Origin of the sequence: Kitasatospora terrestris, assembly GCF_039542905.1 — a bacterium.
Classification (GTDB): domain Bacteria; phylum Actinomycetota; class Actinomycetes; order Streptomycetales; family Streptomycetaceae; genus Kitasatospora; species Kitasatospora terrestris.
The window spans coordinates 7,948,919-7,969,550 of the sequence record NZ_BAABIS010000001.1 but is presented as its reverse complement, the minus strand read 5'-3'; the positions used below and the strand labels follow the sequence as shown (position 1 = coordinate 7,969,550).

Annotated in this window: 23 protein-coding genes and 1 riboswitch; of the genes, 12 read left to right on the top strand and 11 right to left on the bottom strand. The window is 75.2% G+C overall.

The features are described 5' to 3' along the window. Positions 1-93: 93 nt before the first annotated feature. From ABEB06_RS36340 to ABEB06_RS36330, 3 genes are read right to left on the bottom strand one after another with little or no spacing between them, the layout of a single operon-like run. Entirely contained in the window at positions 94-1,077 is a 984-nt protein-coding gene (locus ABEB06_RS36340) for a serine/threonine-protein kinase (RefSeq protein WP_345701203.1), read from the bottom strand. Continuing rightward, positions 1,074-1,571, bottom strand: a complete 498-nt coding sequence (locus ABEB06_RS36335) for a hypothetical protein (RefSeq protein WP_345701202.1) — start codon at positions 1,569-1,571, stop codon at positions 1,074-1,076. Before ABEB06_RS36335 ends, ABEB06_RS36340 begins: the two co-directional genes overlap by 4 nt. Before the next feature lie 10 nt (positions 1,572-1,581). Beyond that, positions 1,582-3,942: an FHA domain-containing protein gene (locus ABEB06_RS36330; protein ID WP_345701201.1), complete on the bottom strand. Its 2,361-nt coding sequence runs from the start codon at positions 3,940-3,942 to the stop codon at positions 1,582-1,584. Positions 3,943-4,087: 145 nt separating this feature from the next. On the opposite strand from ABEB06_RS36330, the gene ABEB06_RS36325 reads away from it, so the two are divergent. The 3 genes from ABEB06_RS36325 to ABEB06_RS36315 all read left to right on the top strand — a co-directional run bounded on the left by ABEB06_RS36325 (position 4,088) and on the right by ABEB06_RS36315 (position 6,578). Further along, entirely contained in the window at positions 4,088-4,366 is a 279-nt protein-coding gene (locus ABEB06_RS36325; RefSeq protein ID WP_425559832.1) for a hypothetical protein, read from the top strand. Then, positions 4,344-5,777, top strand: a complete 1,434-nt coding sequence (locus tag ABEB06_RS36320; RefSeq protein ID WP_345701199.1) for an outer membrane protein assembly factor BamB family protein — start codon at positions 4,344-4,346, stop codon at positions 5,775-5,777. The genes ABEB06_RS36325 and ABEB06_RS36320 overlap by 23 nt, the downstream gene beginning before the upstream one ends. Before the next feature lie 78 nt (positions 5,778-5,855). Next, positions 5,856-6,578, top strand: coding sequence for a CHAP domain-containing protein (locus tag ABEB06_RS36315; RefSeq protein ID WP_345701198.1), 723 nt, complete (start codon positions 5,856-5,858; stop codon positions 6,576-6,578). A gap of 56 nt (positions 6,579-6,634) precedes the next feature. Here ABEB06_RS36315 and ABEB06_RS36310 read toward each other — a convergent pair whose 3' ends face one another. The 5 genes from ABEB06_RS36310 to ABEB06_RS36290 all read right to left on the bottom strand — a co-directional run bounded on the left by ABEB06_RS36310 (position 6,635) and on the right by ABEB06_RS36290 (position 10,661). Further along, entirely contained in the window at positions 6,635-7,705 is a 1,071-nt protein-coding gene (locus tag ABEB06_RS36310) for a hypothetical protein (protein ID WP_345701197.1), read from the bottom strand. A gap of 17 nt (positions 7,706-7,722) precedes the next feature. Further along, entirely contained in the window at positions 7,723-9,384 is a 1,662-nt protein-coding gene (locus tag ABEB06_RS36305; RefSeq protein WP_345701196.1) for a protein kinase domain-containing protein, read from the bottom strand. Positions 9,385-9,577: 193 nt separating this feature from the next. Continuing rightward, positions 9,578-9,862 carry a dsRBD fold-containing protein gene (locus ABEB06_RS36300; RefSeq protein ID WP_345701195.1) on the bottom strand — a complete coding sequence of 95 codons (285 nt, stop codon included), beginning with the start codon at positions 9,860-9,862 and terminating at the stop codon, positions 9,578-9,580. Then, a complete protein-coding gene (locus ABEB06_RS36295; RefSeq protein ID WP_345701194.1) occupies positions 9,859-10,032 on the bottom strand; it encodes a hypothetical protein in 174 nt (57 codons plus the stop codon). Before ABEB06_RS36295 ends, ABEB06_RS36300 begins: the two co-directional genes overlap by 4 nt. A 122-nt stretch (positions 10,033-10,154) precedes the next feature. Continuing rightward, positions 10,155-10,661: a phosphohydrolase gene (locus ABEB06_RS36290; protein WP_345701193.1), complete on the bottom strand. Its 507-nt coding sequence runs from the start codon at positions 10,659-10,661 to the stop codon at positions 10,155-10,157. Positions 10,662-10,732: 71 nt separating this feature from the next. Here ABEB06_RS36290 and ABEB06_RS36285 point away from each other — a divergent pair, with 71 nt between their 5' ends. Further along, positions 10,733-11,374 carry a nucleoside/nucleotide kinase family protein gene (locus ABEB06_RS36285; protein ID WP_345701192.1) on the top strand — a complete coding sequence of 214 codons (642 nt, stop codon included), beginning with the start codon at positions 10,733-10,735 and terminating at the stop codon, positions 11,372-11,374. Positions 11,375-11,382: 8 nt separating this feature from the next. On the opposite strand, the gene ABEB06_RS36280 is transcribed toward ABEB06_RS36285, so the two are convergent. The 3 genes from ABEB06_RS36280 to ABEB06_RS36270 form a co-directional block, all read right to left on the bottom strand. Beyond that, complete coding sequence (locus ABEB06_RS36280) at positions 11,383-11,808, bottom strand: STAS domain-containing protein (protein ID WP_345701191.1); 426 nt, start codon at positions 11,806-11,808, stop codon at positions 11,383-11,385. Next, positions 11,805-12,146 carry an STAS domain-containing protein gene (locus ABEB06_RS36275; protein WP_345701190.1) on the bottom strand — a complete coding sequence of 114 codons (342 nt, stop codon included), beginning with the start codon at positions 12,144-12,146 and terminating at the stop codon, positions 11,805-11,807. The genes ABEB06_RS36280 and ABEB06_RS36275 overlap by 4 nt, the downstream gene beginning before the upstream one ends. Positions 12,147-12,320: 174 nt before the next feature. Next, entirely contained in the window at positions 12,321-13,124 is an 804-nt protein-coding gene (locus ABEB06_RS36270) for a DNA-formamidopyrimidine glycosylase family protein (protein WP_345701189.1), read from the bottom strand. A 78-nt stretch (positions 13,125-13,202) separates the two neighbouring features. Between ABEB06_RS36270 and ABEB06_RS36265 the strand changes: the two genes are divergently transcribed. The 8 genes from ABEB06_RS36265 (at position 13,203) to ABEB06_RS36230 (ending at position 20,587) form a co-directional block, all read left to right on the top strand. After that, the gene (locus ABEB06_RS36265; RefSeq protein ID WP_345701188.1) at positions 13,203-13,970 is read left to right on the top strand and encodes an alpha/beta fold hydrolase; all 768 of its coding nucleotides are present in this window, start codon (positions 13,203-13,205) and stop codon (positions 13,968-13,970) included. Positions 13,971-14,024: 54 nt separating this feature from the next. Then, positions 14,025-14,113: riboswitch (ZMP/ZTP riboswitch) on the top strand. Between the two features lie 50 nt (positions 14,114-14,163). After that, the gene (locus ABEB06_RS36260; RefSeq protein WP_345702100.1) at positions 14,164-15,015 is read left to right on the top strand and encodes a bifunctional 5,10-methylenetetrahydrofolate dehydrogenase/5,10-methenyltetrahydrofolate cyclohydrolase; all 852 of its coding nucleotides are present in this window, start codon (positions 14,164-14,166) and stop codon (positions 15,013-15,015) included. A 78-nt stretch (positions 15,016-15,093) separates the two neighbouring features. Then, positions 15,094-15,624, top strand: a complete 531-nt coding sequence (locus ABEB06_RS36255) for a GNAT family N-acetyltransferase (RefSeq protein ID WP_345701187.1) — start codon at positions 15,094-15,096, stop codon at positions 15,622-15,624. 158 nt (positions 15,625-15,782) lie between these two features. Further along, the gene (locus tag ABEB06_RS36250; RefSeq protein WP_345701186.1) at positions 15,783-17,657 is read left to right on the top strand and encodes a M6 family metalloprotease domain-containing protein; all 1,875 of its coding nucleotides are present in this window, start codon (positions 15,783-15,785) and stop codon (positions 17,655-17,657) included. Beyond that, positions 17,654-18,457 carry a hypothetical protein gene (locus ABEB06_RS36245; protein ID WP_345701185.1) on the top strand — a complete coding sequence of 268 codons (804 nt, stop codon included), beginning with the start codon at positions 17,654-17,656 and terminating at the stop codon, positions 18,455-18,457. Before ABEB06_RS36250 ends, ABEB06_RS36245 begins: the two co-directional genes overlap by 4 nt. Further along, positions 18,458-19,381: an ATP-grasp domain-containing protein gene (locus ABEB06_RS36240; protein WP_345701184.1), complete on the top strand. Its 924-nt coding sequence runs from the start codon at positions 18,458-18,460 to the stop codon at positions 19,379-19,381. It abuts the gene before it with no gap. Between the two features lie 6 nt (positions 19,382-19,387). Further along, positions 19,388-19,690: a hypothetical protein gene (locus ABEB06_RS36235; RefSeq protein ID WP_345701183.1), complete on the top strand. Its 303-nt coding sequence runs from the start codon at positions 19,388-19,390 to the stop codon at positions 19,688-19,690. Positions 19,691-19,747: 57 nt separating this feature from the next. Beyond that, a complete protein-coding gene (locus ABEB06_RS36230; protein WP_345701182.1) occupies positions 19,748-20,587 on the top strand; it encodes a GNAT family N-acetyltransferase in 840 nt (279 codons plus the stop codon). The last annotated feature ends 45 nt before the right edge of the window (positions 20,588-20,632 follow it).

Here is a 20,632-nt window from a genome sequence, read left to right as displayed (position 1 = left end):
TTCCCTGGAGCCGCCGAAGGGCTACACCGTGCAGGTCGACGATTACTCCTACTGCGTCACCCCGGAGCAGACGGAGGTCCTCTGACGGGGCGCTCAGCCCGTCACGCCGAAGACCGGCCAGGCCCACGGCGGCGGGGGCGGCGGCCCTTCGGGCTCCGGGACCTCGCGGACCACGGCGGTGGGCTCGGGCGCGGCGGTCGCGGCGGCGGGTGCCGGGGCGGAGGCCTCGCCGAGGCGCAGGGCGCCGATGAACTCCAGGCAGCTGCCGTAGCGTTCGTCCGGCGCCTTGGCGAGGGCCTTGGTAAGGGCCGCGTCGACGGCCTGCGGCAGGTCGGGGCGGCGCTCGACGAGCCGGGGCGGCGGGTCGTTGAGGTGGGCCCAGAGCAGGGCGAGGTCGTCGTCGCGCTGGTAGGGCGGCCCTCCGGCCATCATCTCGAAGACCACGCAGCCGAGGCTGTAGACGTCGCACCGCCCGTCCACCGGCTTGCCGGAGATCTGCTCGGGAGCGACGTAGTCCAGGGTGCCGACGAACTGGCCGACGCTGGTCAGGCCGGTCAGCGAGAGCGACTTCTTGGTCAGGCCGAAGTCGGTCAGGTAGGCGTGCTCGGGGTGGTCGCTGTCGGTGCCCTCGGCGATCAGGATGTTGCCGGGTTTGACGTCGCGGTGGACCAGTTCGCGGGCGTGCGCGGCGTCCAGGGCGCTGGCCACCTGCATGGCGATCCGCACGGTCTGCCGCACCGACAGCGGGCCCTCCCGGTCGAGCAGGGCGCGCAGGTCGCGGCCGCGGACGTACCGCATGGCGATGTAGAGCACGCCCTCGGCCTCGCCGGCCTCGTACACCGGGACGATGTTGGGGTGGTCGATGGCGGCAGCGATCCGCGACTCGCGGGCGAAGCGTTTGCGGAAGACGTCGTTGCGGGCCAGTTCGGGGGCGAGCAGTTTGACGGCGACGATCCGGCCGAGCCGCAGGTCCTCGGCGCGGTAGACGACGGCCATGCCGCCGCGGCCGATGAGCTTCTCCAGCCGGTAGCCCGCCAGCTGGTGGCCGGTGAGGTCGGTGCGGGCGGCGGTGGTCATGCCGCGCCGTCCCTGTCGACGGTGGCGTAGGTCTGCAGCCGGGTGCCGTCGCAGTAGTACCAGCGGCCCTGGTCGAGGTCGAGGAGCCAGGCGGAGGCGCCGTCCAGGACGGCGCCCAGCCGCAAGTTGCGGGTGCCGTCGCGGAAGGTCTCCAGGTCGATCCGGCCGGCCGCCCAGTCGTCGAGCAGCCGGCGGTAGGAGGCGAGGGAGCGCTCCAGGGCGGCGAGCAGCGGCCGGGGGTCCTCACCGGTGCCGAGCGCTTCGCCGGTGCCGGGCGGGTGCTGCGGGAGGGCGACCAGGAGCCGTCCGTCGACCCAGGCGGACCAGCCGTTGGAGCACAGGATCCGGGCCCAGTTGCCGCTGGTGGACAGGAGTTGCAGGGGCAGCAGCGGGTCGAGCCGCACCGAGGGGCGGGACGGGTCGGGGCCGGTCCAGGTCTGCAGGCCGTCGCCGGGGGCGACGTGGGTGGGCCGGAACTCGAAGGGTGCGGTCATCCGCCACTCCCTACTGCTTCCGCATCACGGCGGGCTCGTGCCGGCGCAGCAGCCGCGCGACGACCAGGCCGTACACCACGGCCAGGGCCAGCAGCATGCCCATGTCGAGCAGCCAGACGCCGCTGGTGTGCCGGAACAGCGGGTCGTCGGTGAGGGTGCCGGGGACGACGCGGGGCAGGTCGATGGTGGAGGCCATGGCGCCCAGTGCCCAGCGGGAGGGGATCAGCCAGGAGAGCTGGTTGAGGCCGGGCACGCCGTTGAGCTCCAGCAGCGCGCCGCAGAACACCACCTGGACGATGGCGACCAGGACCAGCAGCGGCATGGTCACCTCTTCCTTCTTGACCAGCGCGGAGATCACCAGGCCGAGCATCATCGCGGTGACCGACAGCAGCGCCACGGCGAGGGTGATCTCCAGCAGCGGCGGCATGAAGTTGCCGCTGGTGCCCGGTGGGAACTTGACGCCGGCGAGGGCGACCATGGTGAGCACCACGGACTGCACCACGGTGACCGTGCCCAGCACGATGATCTTCGAGCAGAGGTACGCCGATCTGGACAGGCCGACGGCTCTCTCGCGCTGGTAGATGGTGCGTTCCTTGACCAGCTCGCGGACCGCGTTGGCGGCGCCGGTGAGCACGCCGCCGACGCACAGGATCAGCAGCGCGTTGAGCGCGGTGGACTCGTCCAGTTTGGAGCCGGCCAGCGCGTGCGCCATGGCGCCCATGACGAACGGCAGGGCGATCATCACGGCGAGGAAGGTCCGGTCGGCGGAGAGCGCGCTGGCGTACCGCCGGCAGAGCGTGCCGACCTGCTTGCGCCAGCGGCGCGGCTTGGGCTTGGCCGGGGCGGGCACGGCGGCCTGCGGGTCGGGTTCGGGCACCGGGATCGCGGCGGGGCGTTCGGTGACGCCGGCGATGTAGCGGCGGTAGGGCGGGGAGGAGCGGAACTGGCCGGACCAGTCGCGGTCCCGCTCGTTCTCGAACGCCTCGAACGCCTCGGGCCAGTGCCGGTATCCGAAGTGCTCCAGGGTCTCGCCGGGCGGCCCGTACCAGGCGATCTTGCCGCCGGGGGCGAGCAGCAGCAGCCGGTCGCAGAGGTCCAGGCTGAGCACGCTGTGGGTGACCACGATGACGGTGCGTCCGTCGTCGGCGAGGTTGCGCAGCATCTGCATCACCGAGCGGTCCATGCCCGGGTCGAGACCGCTGGTCGGCTCGTCGAGGAAGAGCAGCGAGGGCTTGGTGAGCAGCTCCAGGGCGACGCTGACGCGCTTGCGCTGGCCGCCGGAGAGGCTGGAGATCACCTGGTCGGCGCGCTGGGCGAGGCCGAGCTCGTCGATCACCTCCTCCACCCGGGCGGCCCGCTCGGCGGGCGCGGTGTCGCCGGGGAAGCGCAGTTCGGCGGCGTAGGCGAGGGCGCGGCGCACCGGCAGCTGGGTGTGCAGGATGTCGTCCTGCGGCACCAGGCCGATCCGGCTGCGCAGCTCGGCGTAGTCGCGGTAGAGGTCGCGGCCGTCGTAGCGGACGGTGCCGTGGTCGGCGGGGCGCAGGCCGGTCAGCGCGTTCAGCAGGGTGGACTTGCCGGCGCCGCTCGGTCCGGCGACCGCCAGCAGCGACTTCTGGCCGACCGGGAAGGTCACCTGGTCGAGCAGGGTGCGCCCGCCCGCCACCTGGACGGTCAGGCCCTCCACGTCGAGGTCGATGTCGCCGGTGTCGACGAACTCCTGCAGCTGGTCGCCGACCAGGCAGAACACCGAGTGCCCGATGCCCACCAGGTCGCCGGGCCCGACCAGGGCCTGGAGTACCGGCTGTCCGTTGACGAAGGTGCCGTTGTGCGACTCCAGGTCGGCGATCTCGTACCGCCCGTCGGCCCGCGCGCGAAGCTCGGCGTGGTGCCGGGAGACCGACAGGTCGCCCACCACCAGGTCGTTGTCCGGCGCGCGGCCGATCCGCACAACCTTGGCGGGCAGCGGCCGCACCGTGGTCGGTGGCCGGAACGAGCCGGTGATGGCGGTCAGCGCGGACGGCTGCCGGGGGGCGGACAGCGCGGTCGGCTCGGGCAGCGCGGCCAGCCGGCAGGACGGTCCGTCGGCCGGGCTGCCGAACCACAGGACGGTTCCGGGCCCCACGTCCAGGTGCGCGACCCGGTGCCCCTCGCAGTACGTCCCGTTGGTGGAGCCGTCGTCGTCGAGCACCCAGTGGCCGTCCCCGACGTGCAGGACGGCGTGGTGCCAGGAGACCCGTGGGTCGGTGAACACGATGTCACTCGCCGGATCCCGCCCGACGGCGTAGCTGCGGCTCGGGCTCATCACCTGTGAGTCGCCGTCGGTCTCGAGTACGAGCTGCGGAGCGGTGAGCGCGAACTCTCGCTCTCCCATACGACGATGCTAGACCCGCCCGTCGGCACCCGCCCGGGGGGCGCTTTTCGGCCGCCCGGGTGACAGCGGGAGCCGCTGCGGCGAGGCTGGGTACCTGTGGGGTCGGTGACGGACGACGCCGAACGGCACGATGGGAGCGGTGCTGGTGAACACTTGGGCGACGTGGACGACGCAGGGCATCCAGGCCGGGACCGGCGGGGTGAAGACCGTGGAGATCGGTGTGATCACCGGCGATCTGACGCTGCACACCACCTGGATCGAGGGCGAGGCGCGGCTGACCGTCCAGTACAGCGGGGCGCTCGACTGGTTCACGGTGGAGGGCAGTCCGGTGCCGGCCGCCGACGAGCACACGGCACGGGAGGTCCACCAGCGGATGGTGGAGGGCATGAAGGCGGGCGGCGGTGCCACGGCACCGGTGGGCTGATCCGCTGTCGGCGGGCGTCTGCGCCCTCGCACTGCTGCTCGGCGGCTGCGCCTCGGGCTCCGGCGGCACCCCGGGGACGCCGAACGGCGGGACGGGCGCCTCGCCCGGACCGTCCTCGCCCGGGCCGTCGGAGCTCACCGCCGGGCCGCGCGGCCCGACGCCCGCCGCACCCGGCGACTGGACGCAGTACCACCGGGACGCGCTGCGCACCGGCACCGTGCCCGACCTGCCGGCCGCCGGCGCGCCCGCCCGCACCTGGGCCGCCCACCTGGACGGCGCCGTCTACGGCCAGCCGCTGCTGGTCGGCGGCCGGGTGCTCGCCGCCACCGAGAACAACACCGTGTACGCGCTCGACCCGTCCGGCGGCACGGTCCTGTGGAGCCGGAACCTGGGCGCCCCCGCCCGGGAGTCCGAGCTGCCGTGCGGCAACATCGACCCGCTCGGCATCACCTCCACCCCGGTGTACGACCCGGCGACCGGCCTGCTCTTCGTCCTCGCCGAACTCGCCGGCGGGCGCCACCGGCTCACCGGCCTGGACGCCGCCACCGGCGAGGTCGTGGTCAGCCGCGACGCCGAACCGCCGGTCGGCGACCGGACCGCCCACCAGCAGCGCGCCGCACTCGCCCTCTGGGACGGCCGGGTGGTGATCGCGTACGGCGGCCTGTACGGCGACTGCGGGGACTACCGGGGCACGGTGCTGTCGGTGCCCGCGACGGGCGCCGGGGAGATCCGCGCGTACACCGTGCCCACCGGCCGCGAGGGCGGAATCTGGGCGAGCGGCGGACCGGTCGTCGACGGCGACCGGCTGCTGCTCTCCGTCGGCAACGGCGAGTCCACCGGCGGCGGCCACGACGGCTCCGACTCGGTGCTCTCGCTCACCCCCGAGCTGACCCGCGCCGACTTCTTCGCGCCCGCCACCTGGGCCGAGGACAACGCCGCCGACCTCGACCTCGGCTCGCTCGCCCCGGTCCGCGTCGGCCCGTACGTGCTCGCCGTCGGCAAGCGCGGCACCGGGTACCTGCTCGACGCCAAGAACCTCGGCGGGATCGGCGGCGAGAAGGCCCGGGCCGACGTCTGCCCGGCCTTCGGCGGCGCCGCGGTCGACGGCACGACCGTCTACGTGCCCTGCGAGGACGGCCTGGTCCGGCTCGCCGTCGGCGCCGACGCGAGCCTGCACGTCGACTGGCGGCTGCCGCTCGGCCGCGGCGGGTCACCCGTGGTCGGCGGCGGCGCGGTGTGGGTGCTGGACTGGCGGGCCGCGACGCTCCACACCGTCGACCCGGCGAGCGGACGGGTCCTGCACACGGTGGACGTCGGCGCGAAAGTGCCCAACTTCGCCTCGCCCGTCCTGGTCGGCGACCAGGTGCTGGTCGGCACCGCGGACGGGGTCACCGCCTTCCGCACCCGCTGAGCCGTTACTCCAAGTCGGTGTCGTTCGTTCGCAGGGAAACCGCCACATGGCGGAGTCTCCTCGGAACACTCGGAGGACATGGTGAGCGCGCGAGCGATGATCAACCGGGCAGAACACTGGATCGGCTACCGCGAGGGAGCCGGAAACGCCAACCGCTTCTCCGCCGAAGTCGGGCGGCCCGCCGAGAGCTGGTGCGCCGACTTCGTCAGCGCCGTCGCCCGGGAGAGCGGCAACGCCGCGTACTTCCCCGACACCGCGTCCTGCGCCGTCGGCCGCGACTGGTTCCGCCGGCACGGCCGGCTCTCCGTCTACCCCGCCGTCGGCGCCCAGGTCTTCTTCGGCGCCGACGGCAACCCCTGGGGGCCCGGCGGCGAACACACCGGCGTGGTGACCGCCTACACCGCCACCACCATCACCGTCGTCGCCGGCAACACCAACGCCGACGGCTCCCCGCAGGGCGACGGCGTCTACCGCCGCACCTACCGGCGCCGCTCCGACTACGTCGAGTCCTACGGCTACCCCGCGTACCCCGAAGGCCTCGTCTGCGCCGACCCCGCCTGGCGCGGCCGCCCCGGCATCACCTACTTCGGCCAGCAGGCCGACATCCGCGACCTGCCCGCCGGCACCCCGTCCCGCACCGCCGACCTGCCCGCCCCGGCCCAGCCCGCGGACGCCCGGCCGGCCGGCGCCACGGCCGACGGGCCGCCCGCCCCGCCCACCGCCGAACCCGGCACCGCCGACCTGCCCAGCACCGACCTGCCCGGGCCGCGCCGCGACACCAGCCCCGACCACACGGCCTGACGACATGCCGGTGCCCCGTCGCGAGGAGGCTCCTCGCGACGGGGCACCGGTCTCCGTCAGCGGCAGGTGTACGTGAAGGTGGTGGCAGCCGAACGGTTCGACGGCGACAGCACCTCCAGGGTGGCGGTCGCCTGCATCTCGCCCTTGCCCTGGAAGGTCCAGCGGAGCACCACGTCGGTACGGTGCCGGCCGGCCGAGACCTGCTGGCGCAGCGTCCCCGAGTCCGTGCCGTCGCTGCGCACCCAGCGGTACTCCACCACGCCCTGGCCACCGTCGGTCTCCACCGTTCCGGTGATCACCGCGGTCCCGTCACAGGCCGGCCCGGCGGCGTCCGTGCGGACCTCGACCGCGGACACCGTGACCGGCTTGCCGTAGCGGTCCCAGCCCAGGTAGCCCAGCACGCCCAGCAGCAGCACCAGCGGCAGGATCAGCCACCGGCCGCGGCGCCGCTTCGGCTCCACCGGCTCGGCCGGGGTGTCCGTGCCGTGCCACGCCGCCGCGGCGAGCGGCGGGACGCCGGGGCCGAAGCGGTGCAACTCCTCCTCGGCGGCGGCGGCCGGCCCGGAGGTCGGCGCCGGCTCCGGCTCCGACTCCGCAACGGGGGTGGTCCACACCTCGGGGTCGAGGTGGGTGGCGCTCTCGAAACCGGCCGCGGCGGCAACGCCCGCGGCAACCGCCCCCGGGTCGAGCCGGACCGTCCCCGCCTCCGAGGCGTCCACGGACCCGGCCGGCGGCAGCTTCACGGTCGCCGCCGGGTCGCCCAGCTTGACCGTCGCCTCGGGGTCGCCACCACCCAGACGGACGGTCGACTCGACGTCAGCGGGCTTGCCACCCAGCTGAACGGTGTGGTCCGCCACCGGCACCGGCTTGCCGCCGAGACGCACGGTGGACTCCGGGTCGGAACCGCCGAGACGGACGGTCGACTCGACGTCAGCGGGCTTGCCACCCAGCTGGACGGTGTGATCGGCCACCGGCTCCGGCGTACCGCCGAGGCGGACGGTCTGGTCGGCGGCTTCGGCGGCGGTGAGCTGCGGCGGGACGGCCGGTCCGGCTTCCGGCTTGCGGACCGGACCGAGGGTCAGCCCGGGCGGCGTGGTGCCCTCGGGCCCGGTCGGGGTGGTGCTCATCAGTGGGTCCGTCCCTCTCAGCGGATGACTGTGCAGCTGTTGGTGGTGGAGGCGTTCTGCCCCTTCGTCGCCGCGGCGACACTGGCGCCCCAGGTATAGCCGACGTAGTCGGAGAACGACCATTCGGCAGTCGCCGTGAACCGGCCGCCGCGGATCGCGGTGAGGGTCACGGGCGTGACGTGGAGGACCTTCTGACCCGCGCCCAGCGGGACGTAGAAGGTGATGTTGGCGGGTACGCTCCCGGCCGGGGTGATGCTGCCGGTGACCGTCGCGACCAGCGTGTACCCCTTGCAGGTGGTGCTGATCCCGATGCTGGTCACGGCCGGCGTGGGCGGCGGCGCCGTGGTGGTGGGCGGCGTGGTCGTCGGCGGAGCGGGCGGGGTGCTGGTGGGGGCGCTGGTGGTGGGCGGGGCCTTCGGGGAGGCGGACGGCAGGCTGGTCGGGCTCGTCGACGCGGAGGCGGACGGCGACGGGGAGGCCGAGTCTGACGGGGATGCCGAGGGGGAGGGGGAGGCGGAGTCGGTCGCGGTCGGGGAGTCCGTCGGGAGGGGGGCGCCGAAGGTGGTGGTGAGTTCGGGGGCGGCGACCTTGGTGGTGCTGTCGGAGGCGTGGCTGCCGGCGACGGCGACGCCGGCGATGCCGCCGGCGATCAGGACGAGGGCGACGCCCGCGCCGATCAGGGGGACGCGGCGGCCCACCCGCGGGAGGCCGGTGCCGCCGCCGGAGCCCGGCGGGGGGCCGGGGGGAAGGACGGTGGTGGCGAAGGAGGTGCCGCCGGCGGCGGGTTCGCCGCCGGCGCCGGGCAGCAGCAGGGGCAGGGCGGCGACGAGCGCGGCGAGCTTGCGGCGTCCGCGCTCCTCCCAGTCCTCGCCGTACGCGGCGCCGGCGACGGCCTCCAGCTGGGCGACGAGCGCCTCCGCGCCGTCGGGGCGCTGCTCGGCGGCCTTGGCGAGGCCGGCCCGGATGAGGGGCCGGAGGGCTTCGGGCGCCTCGGTGTCGGGGATCTCCGCCTCGGTGTGCTGGACGGCGAGTTCGAGCACGGTGGTGCCGGCGTACGGCTTGGCGCCGGTGAGGCACTCGAAGAAGGTGGCGGTGGCGGCGTACACGTCGGTGGCGGGCGAGGCGGGCTGCCCGGCCCACTGCTCGGGGGCCATGTAGGCGGGGGTGCCGGCGACGACGGTGTCCTTCTCGCCGCTGCGGACGGCGATGCCGAAGTCGACGAGCTTGGATCCGCCGTCGACGGTGACCAGGACGTTGCCGGGCTTGTAGTCGCGGTGGACGACGCCGGCGCGGTGGGCGGCGGCGAGGCCGAGCAGGGAGCCCTTGAGGACGGTGAGGGCGGCCTCCGGGCCGGTGGCGCCCTCGGCGTTGAGCAGGTCGCGCAGCGAGATGCCTTCGACGAGCTCCATCACGATGGCGGCGCCGTACGGGCCCTCGACGTACTCGTAGAGCCGCGTGACGTGCGGCGAGTCGAGGGTGGCGAGGAGCTGGGCCTCGGTGCGGAAGGCGGCGTGCTCGGAGCCGGCGGCAGTGAGGTACTTGATGGCGACGGGGGTGCCGGTCGCCAGGTGGCGGGCGAGGACGACGCGGCCGGAGGCGCCTGCGCCGAGCTCCCGCTCGTGGGCGTAGTCGGGCAGCTCCCAGCGGGCGTCCTGGGGTGTCGGCTGGGTCGGGGGCATGTCCTGGTTCACCTGTCTGTCCACCCTGGGCGGCGTCGCGTGGTCCGCACGGGCGCGCGGTCACCGGCAGTGACGCTATCGCGGCCCGGAGGGTTCCGACCCCGCCGGGGTGGCAGGTCACGATTCAGTTGTTTCGCACACTACTTGTCCGCCCGCGGGCAGTCCTTGCAGCGGGCGGATGGGACGTACACGGTCACCCTGTGTCGCGGCGGCGGGCCGTGTCGGCGGCCTCGGCGGCGACGGATCCGGCGCGCAGCAGCTGGTGGCCGAGGTCCATCAGCGCGCGTCCGGCGGCGAGCTCGTCGCCGATCGCGGGGTCGGCCGGGTCGAGCGGGCTGCGGCGCGCCTCGGCGTCGGACTCGACCGTGCCGGCCCCGGTGTCCAGGGCGGCGTGGACGCGGGTGAGGTCACCGTCCTCGGTGACCCGCAGCCGGACCGCCCACTCGGTGACCTGCGGTTCGCGGGCGGCGCCGCTCATCGCGCGCCGTCTTCGGCCCGCGACTCCTCCCACGGCTCGCCCTCGGCGAGCGACTCCTCCTGGGCGTGCAGGTTCTGGTACGAGGTGACGCCCTCTTCGGGGTCGGCCGCGCGGACGTCGTCCTCGTCGCGGTCGGCCTTGCCGTTCATCCGGTCGGACAGGTCGGACATGGTCGGCTCCCGGTGTTCGCGGTTCTGCCGGTCCGGGGGCCGTCCCGCCGCTGGGCGGCATATCCGGCCCGCCGGACGCGTTGCTCCCTACCAGCGTGCTCCCGCGCCGCCCGCGCGGCCACCTACCGGGGCAGTTCCGCCAGCAGTGCGGGGTTGACCCGCTCGACCACGGCCCGGACGTCCTCCGCGGCGACCGCCGGCCAGAGCACCGCGCGGGCGGCCCGGTAGCGCTCGGCGAGGCGCAGCCGGTCGGCCTCGGGCAGGTGCGCGGCGCGGTCGGGGTGGGAGTTGTGGGCGTTGTCGGAGATCTTGAGGAGGGTGGCGGAGTGGTCGCGGACGACCTCGCGCAGCATCTCCTCGTACCCCGCGCCGGGCACCCGGGTCACCCGGACGACGGTCGCCACCACCGCCGCCGGCACACCCGCGCGCAGCAGGTCCTCCGCGGTCAGCGCGGTGTCCTCCAGGACGTCGTGCAGCAGCGCCGCCATCCGCAGCCCGGTGCCGAACGGCGCGACGCCGTCCGCCACCGCGCGGACGTGCTCGACGTACGGCACGCCGATCCGGTCGGTCTGCCCGGCGTGGGCCTCGGCGGCGAGGGCGTCCACCTCGGCGAGGGTCAGCGTGCTCATGCGGCTCTCCTGGACGGGTCTTCAGGTTCCCCGCAATATAGTCGACTTGACGACAAGGAGTGGATCCCAGCGTGCCCGACGTCCAGGTGACCCCGATCTCGCCCGAACGCCTCGCCGAGCTGCTCGCCGACCGCATCGACGCCCTCGACCCCGGTGACCGGCGGCTGCGGGTGGCGATCGACGGCGCGCCCGCGGCCCGGCCCGGCGAGCTCGCCGACGCGCTCGTCGAGCCGCTGCGACTGCGCGGCCGACCGGTGCTGCGGGTCTCCGCCGCGGACTTCCTGCGGCCCGCCTCCGTCCGCCTGGAGTACGGGAAGCAGGACGCCGACGCCTACCACGACCTGTGGCTCGACGACGGGGCGCTGCTCCGCGAGGTCCTCGACCCGCTGGAACCCGGCGGCAGCGGACGCGTCCTGCCCACCTTCTGGGACGCCGCCGCCGACCGTGCCAGCCGCGCCCGGTACGTCGAGCTGGCGCCGCGCGGCGTCCTGCTGCTCGACGGCCCGCTCCTGCTCGGCCGCTGGCTCCCGCTCGAACTGGCCGTCCACCTCTTCCTCTCCCCCGGCGCGCTCGCCCGCCGCACCCCCGAGGACGAGCGCTGGACCCTCCCCGCCTTCGCCCGCTACGCCGACGAGACCGGCCCCACCGACCTGGCCGACCTCACCGTCCGCACCGACGACCTGCGCCACCCCGCGCTGGTCGAGCGCACCTGACCGGGACCTCAGCCGTCCGACGCCCCGCACGCTTCCGGGTCCGCCTCCGGGACGGCGAGGGCCGCGCGGATGCTGGGGCTGATGGTGAAGACCCGGTCCGTTCCGGTGACGGCCAGCAGCGACCGCACCGGCCGCGACGGGGCGGCCAGGACGAGGCGGCACTCGGTCTCGGTGGTCCCGCGCATCCGCAGCAGGGAGTTCAGTCCGGCGGTGTCGCAGAAGGTGACCCGCGACAGGTCGACCACCAGCCGGGCCGGCCGGCCCTCCATCACCTTGGCGAACTCGATCTCCAGGGTCCGGCACTGCACGTGGTCGGCCTCCCCCGCGAGCCGGACGACGGTCGCCCCCGGCAGGACGGTGGCGGTCACCTGCAGCGGCGGTGCCGGCGGGCGCCGGCCGCGCCCCTTCCGGCCCGCCGGGACCGGCCCGGTCATGCCGGCAGCTCCGCGGGCACGACGTCGAAAACGGTGTCCGCCCCGGTCAGCGTCAGCAGGCGGGCGACCTGCCGGCTGGGCGACGCGAGCCGGAACACGACCCCGGCCTCGTCGGCGACGCGTCGGGCGCGCAGCAGCTCGTTGAGACCGGAGGAGGAGCAGAAGCTCACGCCCGAGCAGTCGACCACCAGCGTCCCGGGCGCGGGAGGCGTGGCGAGGACCCGGCGCAGGGCACCGGCCAGCACCGCCGCACTGTCCAGGTCGGCGGAGCCGTGCAGCGCCACGACGGTGACGCCCGGCGGCGCCGGCCGGCGGCTGACGCTCAGGGCCGTGTCCATGCGGTCTCCTTCCCAGGAGAGAACGCCCCCGGTCGTGTCGTCCTTCGACCGTGCCGCGCGGTCCGCCGCACCGCAGCCGGCAGAACGAAACAATCCGGCCGCACACAGCACGGAAGCGAAATGCTCGTCCTGCGGGAAGCAGGCGCGGCCGTGTGCGGCTGAGCCGCCGGCCGGTCAGCGGCGGGGTGAGGGCGACGGGGTGGGACCCTTCTGGCAGTGGGGGCACCAGTAGGCGGGGCGGTCGCGGTCGTGGGGGGCGGTGCGGATGCGGGTGCCGCAGCGGCGGCAGGTGTCGCGGGCGCGGCCGTAGACCCAGTGCGTGCGGCCGGGGCGGAGGTCGCCGGTGGTGATGTGGCCGTGGCGCATCCGGTTGAAGTCGAGGAGTTGGTGGGCGCGGGCCACCAGGCGGGGCAGGACGGTGAGGTCGCCGACCGGGGTCCACGGGGTGACGGCGGCGAGGAAGCAGAGCTCGTTGGCGTACACGTTGCCGATGCCGGCGAGGTTGCGCTGGTCGAGGAGGGCCTCGCCGAGCGGTCGCGCCGGGTCGGCGGCGAGCCGGCGGAGGGCCTCGTCGGCGTCCCAGTCGGCGCCGAGCAGGTCGGGGCCGAGGTGGCCGACGACGCTGGGCTCGTCGGCGGTGCGCAGCAGTTCGACGACGGGCAGCCGGTAGCCGACGGCGGTGTGCTGCTCGGTGGCGAGGACGGCGCGGATCTGGAAGGCCGGGCCGCCGCTCCACTTCTCCCCCGCGCGGAACACCTGCCAGCGCCCGTCCATCCGCAGGTGGGTGTGGAGGGTCAGCCCGCCGTCGAACCGGGTCAGCAGGTGCTTGCCGCGCGGGACGGTCTCCAGCACCAGCCGCCCGGCGAGGTCGGCGGTGGCGTGCGCGGGCACCCGCAGGTCGGCGGCGGTCAGCACCCGCCCGGCCAGCACCTCGTGCAGCCGCGCGGCCACCTGGTACACGCTGTCACCCTCGGGCACGTCCCCATCATGCCCCGACCGCCGGACGCGCGGGGATATTCGGCGGACGGTCGAGGATTGATCGTTTAAGGTGCGTCGGTGACTCTTTCTCATGACGTGGCTGGTCAGGGCCCTGCAGTTGTGCTGCTCCACTCCTCGGTGTGCGACCGGAGGATGTGGGAGCCGCAGTGGGCGGCGTTGGTGGATGCCGGGTACCGGGTGGTGCGGTGCGACTTCCGCGGGTTCGGCGGGACGCCGATGCCCGACGGGCCGTACGCCGAGCACGAGGACGTGGCCGACCTGCTGGACGGACTCGGGATCGAGCGGGCCGCGGTGGTCGGCTCCTCGTACGGCGGGCGCATCGCGCTGAACCTGGCCGCGCTGCGGCCCGAGCGGGTGGCGGCGCTGGCGCTGCTGTGCCCGGCGGTGCCGGGGCACGAGCCGAGCGCGAAGCTGCGCGAGTTCGGTGCCCGGGAGGACGAGCTGCTGGAGGCCGGTGACGTCGCGGGCGCGGTGGAGCTGAACCTGGAGACGTGGCTCGGCCCGGAGGCGGACGGGGCGACCCGCGAGCTGGTGCGCACCATGCAGCGGCACTCCTTCGACGTGCAGCTGGCCGGCCCGCAGGACGTCGGCCCGACCCGGCCCGAGGTGGACCTGGCTCACGTGCAGGCTCCCGCCCTGGTGGTCGGCGGCGCGTTCGACCACCCGGACTTCGTGGAGATCGCGCGCGAGCTGCCGGGCCGGCTCGGCGGCGGGAGCCGGTCCGTGCTGCTGGACTGGGCGGGCCACCTGCCGAGCCTGGAGCGCCCGGCAGAGGTCACCGAGCTGCTCCTGGCGTACCTGGCCGAGGCCCACCCGGCGCGGTGAGCGTGGATGCACCCGGCGCAGGCCCACCCGGCGCGGTGGGCGTTGGGTAGGGTGGGCGCGGGCCGTGACTGGCGCTGAGGTGGGCCACCACCGGGGAGCGGCCCGGCGGAGCCACGCCGTTGCCGCGCGCCTGGGCGATCCACGTCGACCAGGGAGTCCGCCCGTGTCCACGCACCCCACCACCGCCCGTCCGATGGACGGCACCGCGCGCGCCGCCGAGCTGACGGCCCGTACGGCCGCCGGCGCCGCCGAACTGACCCGCCGCACCGGGACGGCCCCGTGCCTGGCCACCGTGCTGGTGGGCGAGGACCCGGCGTCGGTCACCTACGTGCGGATGAAGGTGCGCCGCTGCGAGCTCAACGGGATCCGCTCCCGGCAGGTCGTCCTTCCGGCCGGCACCACCACCGACCGGCTGGTGGAGGTGGTGTCCGGCCTGTCGGCCGATCCGGAGGTGCACGGCATCCTGCTGCAGCACCCGGTGGGCGCGCACATCGACGAGCGCGCCGCGTTCGAGGCGATCGCGCCCGGCAAGGACGTCGACGGCGTGACCATGCACTCCTTCGCCGCGATGGGCTTCGGCCTGCCCGGGTTCGTCTCCTGCACGCCGGGCGGCATCATGCGGCTGCTCGACGCGTACGGCGTCGACCCGGCGGGGCGGCACGCCGTGGTGGTCGGCCGCTCGGCCATCCTCGGCCGGCCCGCCGGGATGCTGCTGCTCGCCCGCGACGCCACCGTGACGTACTGCCACTCGCGGACGGTCGACCTGCCGGCCCGGGTCGCCGAGGCGGACATCGTGGTGGCGGCGGTCGGGCGGCCCGAGTTGATCCGCGGCGAGTGGATCAAGCCGGGCGCCGTGGTGGTGGACGCGGGCTACAACCCCGGCAACGTCGGCGACGTGGACTTCGCGGGCGCGGCGGCCCGCGCGTCACTGATCACGCCGGTCCCGGGCGGCGTCGGCCCGATGACCGTCGCGGTGCTGCTGGAGCAGACCGTGCGGGCGGCGGCCGTCCAGCTCGGGGAGGACCCGGCGGCACTCGGGCTGTGAACGGGCCGCACCCGGGGCGGTGAGCACGCGGGGCCGTGAAGACGCGGGGCGCGCGCGGGCGATGAGTAGGGTGGGTCCGTGATCAGGCTTGAGCGGTTGCGGGCGGACCACGCGGACGCGGTACTCCGCTTCGAGCGGGAGAACCGGGAGTTCTTCGCCCGGAGTGTGCGGGACCGCGGCGACGCGTACTTCGCGGAGTTCGCGACCCGGCACCTGATGCTGCTCGCCGAGCAGGACGCCGGGATCTGCCACTTCCACCTCGTGCTGGACGGGCAGGGGGTGCTGCTGGGCCGGGTGAACCTGGTGGACGTCGAGCAAGGCTCGGCGGAACTCGGCTACCGGGTGGGCGAGTCCGCGGCCGGGCGGGGGGTGGCCACGGCGGCGGTCCGCGCGGTCTGCGCGCTGGCCGCCGGCCCGTACGGGTTGACCCGGCTCACCGCCATGGCCTCGCTCGACAATCCGGCCTCGCTCGCCGTGCTGCGGCGCACGGGGTTCACCGCGACCGGCGAGACGGTGGTCGACGGCAGGCCCGCCCGCTGCTTCCGCCGCCGCCTCGATGCCGCCGAGCACGCCACCGAGCACGCCGCCGAGGGCCCTGCGGCGGGCTGACCCCGGGCGGACCCCGGACCGGCCAAGTGCCGTGCGCGCAGAGGAAGATCACCGAGGATCGAGCACGTACGGCCCCCGGCGCGCCTGTCGACGCACCGACACGGCGTCACTACGCTTTGTAGCGGGGCCGTCGCCGAACGCTGTCCGAGGGAGTCGTCATGCCCGAACACGTCTCGCAGCACCACACCGCCGTCCGCGCCGTCCGGTCGGACTTCTGCGCGGTGGCGCCCAGCCCGGAGCTGCGGCAGAAACTGCAGGAGCAGCTGGCCCGGGCCCGGTCGGGCGCCGACGAACTGGCGTCGCAGCTGGGGGTGTCGCGCGGCCCGCGGCAGCTCGGCTTCGACGACGGCACGATCTTCCCGCCGGACGAGTTCCCGCTGGGCACGCCGTACGCGACCATCCAGGCCGCCGCGGCGGAGCGGGCTCCGCTGCGCGGCACGGTGCGGGTGGTCGTGGTGCTGGCGGACTTCTCGGACCGGGCGATGACGGCGACCCGGGAGCACTTCGAGGAGCTGTTCTTCTCGCTCGGGACGCTGCCGCACGGCAGCGTCCGGGAGTACTACCGCGAGGTGACGCACGGCCTGGTGGACATCGTCGGCGAGGTGGTCGGCCCGCTGCGGCTGCCGCAGACCCTCGCCTGGTACGCCAACGGCAACTTCGGCATCGGCCGGCCGACCGGCGAGGCGCGGGCCAACGTGATGGCCAGGGACGCGGCGCAGGCGGCGGACCCGGCCGTGGACTTCGGCCCGTACGACAACGACGGCAACGGCTACGTGGACGCGTTCATCGTGGTGCACGCCGGGTCGGGCGGCGAGGCGAGCGGCGACTCGGGCGACATCTGGTCGCACAAGTGGACGCTGCCGGCGGAGCTGAACGCGGACGGCACCAAGATCTTCGCCTACCTGACCATCCCGGAGGACGCCAGGATCGGCGTCTGCGCGCACGAGCTGGGGCACCTGCTGTTCGGCTTCCCCGACCTGTACGACATCGACGGCACCTCGGAGGGCGTCGGCAACTGGTGCCTGATGGGCGCGGGTTCGTGGGGCGGGGGCGGCGACATCCCGGTGCACCCGTCCGCGTGGTGCAAGGTGAACCAGGGCTGGGCCTCGGCGACCGTGGTGACCAGCGGCGGGACGGTGTCGTTCGAGGACGTGAAGTCCAGCCACGCCGTGCACCGGCTGTGGAAGGACGGCGGCGGGGGCAGCGAGTACTTCCTGGTGGAGAACCGGCAGCAGACCGGCTACGACCAGTCGCTGCCCGGCTCGGGCCTGCTGGTCTGGCACATCGACGACGCCAAGCCGACCAACAGCGACGAGAACCACTACAAGGTGGGCCTGCTGCAGGCGGACGCCCGGCGCGACCTGGAGCTCGCCGGCAACCGCGGCGACGGCGGGGACCCGTACCCGGGCAGCGCCGGCAACACCGCGATCAGCGGCTCCACCACGCCGAGCACCAAGTCCTACGCGGGCGCCGACACCTGCGTGTCGCTCTCCGCGATCTCCGCGCCGGGCCTGACCATGACGGCGACCGTCTCGGTCTCCTGCGGCAAGCCGCTGGCGAAGGAGTTCAAGGACGGCGGCAAGGAGCTGAAGGACGCCGCCAAGGAGCGCAAGGACGGCTTGAAGGACCTCAAGGAGGTGCGCAAGGAACTCCGCAAGGAGCTGAAGGAGCCGTTCAAGGAGCGCAAGGACATCAAGGACCGCACCGAGACCAAGCCCTTCGACCGGCCGGGCCGGCCGCCGGTCGGCGCGGCCGGCGAGGACTCGGTGGCCGCCGCCCTGGCCGATCTGCAGGCCCGGCTGGAGGCGGTCGAGGAGGTCCTGGCCGGCCAGTACGGCCCGGACGGCGGCGGGAGCGGCGGCGAGGCCGGCGACGGCGGCACGGGCGGCGGTGAACCGTTCATCGGCTCCTCGCTCCGCCCGGACCTGGCCGGCGGCCCGGCGTACGACGACGGCACGGCCGAGCTGCGCCGGGCGATGGCGGAGGGCGACGCCCACGCCAAGCGCGCCTTCGACACCCTGCCGCCGCAGTGACCGGCGCGGTCGCCGTCCTGGCCGGGCCCGGGGACGCGGGTGCCGAGGCGGTCGCCGGCGCGCTCGCGGCCCGCCTCGGCGGCGACCGCGTGCACCGGCTCACCCCGGCCCGGCTCGCCCGGGCGCGGTGGAGCCACCGGGTCGGCCCGGACGGCCGGGCCCGCACCCGGATCTCGCTGCCCGACGGGACGGTCCTGGACTCCGCCGAGCCCGGCGCCGTCCTGCACCGCCTCACCCACCTGCCGGTCCCGGGCCTGGCCCGGGCCGGTGCCAAGGACCGGGACTACGCGCGCACCGAGATCCTCGCCCTGCTGGCGAGTTGGCTGCTCTCGCTCGGCGGGCGGGTGCTCGGCACGGTCAGCGCGTACGGCACCGTCCAGGGCGCGGCCTCGCCGGAGGCCGCGCTCGCCGACGCGGCGCGCTGCGGGCTGCCGGTGGCGCGGCGCGGCGGCGCGACCCGGGCCGGGCTGCTGGGCCGGCCCGGTCCCGCCGAGCGCCTGCTGCCGCACCTGGCCTGGCCGGGCGGCGCCGCGGCGCCCGTCCCGGCCGACCTGCGGTCCGCGCTGCGACCCGATCCGGACGGACGGCTGCTGCTCTGCGGGGCCGGCCTGGTCGGGCCGCTCGCCGCCCGCTACGGCCCGCAGACCCGGGAGCTGGGCGCCGCGCTCGGCACCGGTCTGCTCGAACTCCGGTTCGCCGGTGGTCGGTTGACGGACGTCGACACCTGCCCGCCGCTGGACCTGCCGGCCCAGCGCGCCGCCGTCGTCCGGGCGCTGGCCGAACTCGCGGGCGAGGTCTGAGTGCTGCTCTTCTACGGCTGCCCCGACGACGAACCGCTCGCCCGCGCGGTCACCGCCGCCCGCGCGGGCGGGCTCGACCACCTGCTGGTCGACCAGACCCGCCTGGCCCGCTACGACCTGGTCTGCGGCCCCGGCCTGGACGCCCGACTCGCCGCCGAGGGGCGGGAGTTGCCGCTGGCGGGGATCACCGCGGTGTACGCGCGGCCGCTGGAGCCGCCGCTCCCCCGGGACGACGCGTCGGCCCGGGCCCGGGCCGCCGCCTTCCACCGCTGGTTCACCGACTGGCTGGACGGCGCCGACGCCTTCGTGGTCAACCGGCCCCGGGCGATGGAGTCCAACTCCTCCAAGCCGTACCAGGCGCAGCTGATCGCCCGGACGGGCTTCGCCGTCCCGGACACCCTGGTCAGCGACGACCCGGAGGAGGTGCTGGAGTTCCGCCGGCAGCACGGCCGGGTGGTGTACAAGTCGGTGAGCGGGATCCGGTCCGTCGTCCGGGAGTTGCAGCCCGCCGACGAGGCGCGGCTGCCGCTGCTGCGGGCCCTGCCGACCCAGTTCCAGGCGTACGTGCCGGGGCGGGACGTCCGGGTCCACGTGGTCGGCGAGCGGGTCTTCGCCGCCTCGGTGGACTCCCCCGCCATCGACTACCGCTACGCGCAGCGGGACGGGCTGAGCGCCGAGCTGGCGCCGTACCGGCTGCCGGCCGGGGTCGCGCGGCGGGCGGTCGCGCTGGCGGCGGCGCTCGGGCTGCCGCTCGCCGGGATCGACCTGCGGGTGCGGCCGGACGGCGGATGGGTGTGCTTCGAGGTCAACCCGATGCCCGCCTACAGTTACTACGAGTCGCACACCGGGCTGCCGATCGCGGCGGCCCTGGTCGAACTGCTGGCCGCCGCCCGCACGGGCCCGGCCGTACGGACGGAGGTCTGAAGCACAGTGGTCGCGCCGGTCGAGAACCTCACCACCCTGCACGTGCGGGTCGCCTCCCTCGGCCCGCACCCGCGCCTGGGCGACTGGGACCTCGCCTCCGCCGAGGTGCTGTCCGCCGAGCCGGTGTCCGGGCGCGCCGACCTGCTCTCCCAGTACGTGGGCCGCACGGTGCAGCTCGGCATCCCGCGCCGCCTCACCGGCGGCCTGCACCCCGGCTCCGGGCTCACCCTCCGGGCCCGCCTGGCGACCGGCGACATCCTCGCCGAGCCCAACCCCGGGCCGGGCGACTTCACCGTCGACGCCGGCTGAGGCGGCCGGAGCGGGAAAATCGGATGCGGCCGTGCGGCGGCGGTGCTTGGATGCTCCGTGATCATTTCCCCTGATGCCCCGAACGCCGCCCTGCTCGAACGGATCGAGCGCTTCTACGACGCCGTCCCGCGCTCCGGCGCCCGGGCCGAGGACTTCGGCCCGCTCAGCCTCTTCGTCCGCGAGGGCGCCGGCTGGCCGTACTACGCCCGGCCCGCGCTCGGCGCGAGCGCCGGCGTCACCGCCGCCGACGTCGACCGGGTGCGCACCAGGCAGCGCGAGCTCGGCGTGCCCGAGGCCTTCGAGTGGACCGCCGAGACCGCCCCCGCGCTGCGCGCCGCCGTGGAGGAGAGCGGCCTCAGGGTGAACGAGCACCCGCTGATGGTCCTCGACACCGACACGGTGCCGGCCGCCGAGGACGGCCCGGACGGTGTCGAGGTCCGGCTGCTCCCCGGCGGGGACCCGCTGCTGGCCGCCTCGATGGCGGTGGCGCACCTCGCGTTCGGCGAGCCCGGCACGGCGATCGGGTCGGCCGGTGCGGGCGAGCTCGCCGCGGCGGTCGAGGCGGCGGAGGCCGACGGTACGGCGCAGCGGCTGACCGGGCGGATCGAGGCCGGGCTGTCCGCGGTCGCGGTGGCCCTGGCGGCGGACGGCGCGCTGCTCGGCTCCGGCCAGCACCAGTGGGTCGGCGAGGTCAGCGAGCTCGTCGGCATCGGCACCCTCCCCGTCGCCCGCCGCCGCGGGGTCGGCCGCGCCCTGACCGCCCGCCTGGCCGCGGACGCCCGTGCCAAGGGCGCCACCACGGTCTTCCTCACCGCGAGCGACGAGGCGGTGGCCCGGGTCTACGCCTCCGCCGGCTTCCGCCGCATCGCCACCGCCCTCATCGCCGAACCCGCCTGAGCCCGGCCGCACCGCTCCGGTCGGGCTCCCGGTCCCGGCGCCGCT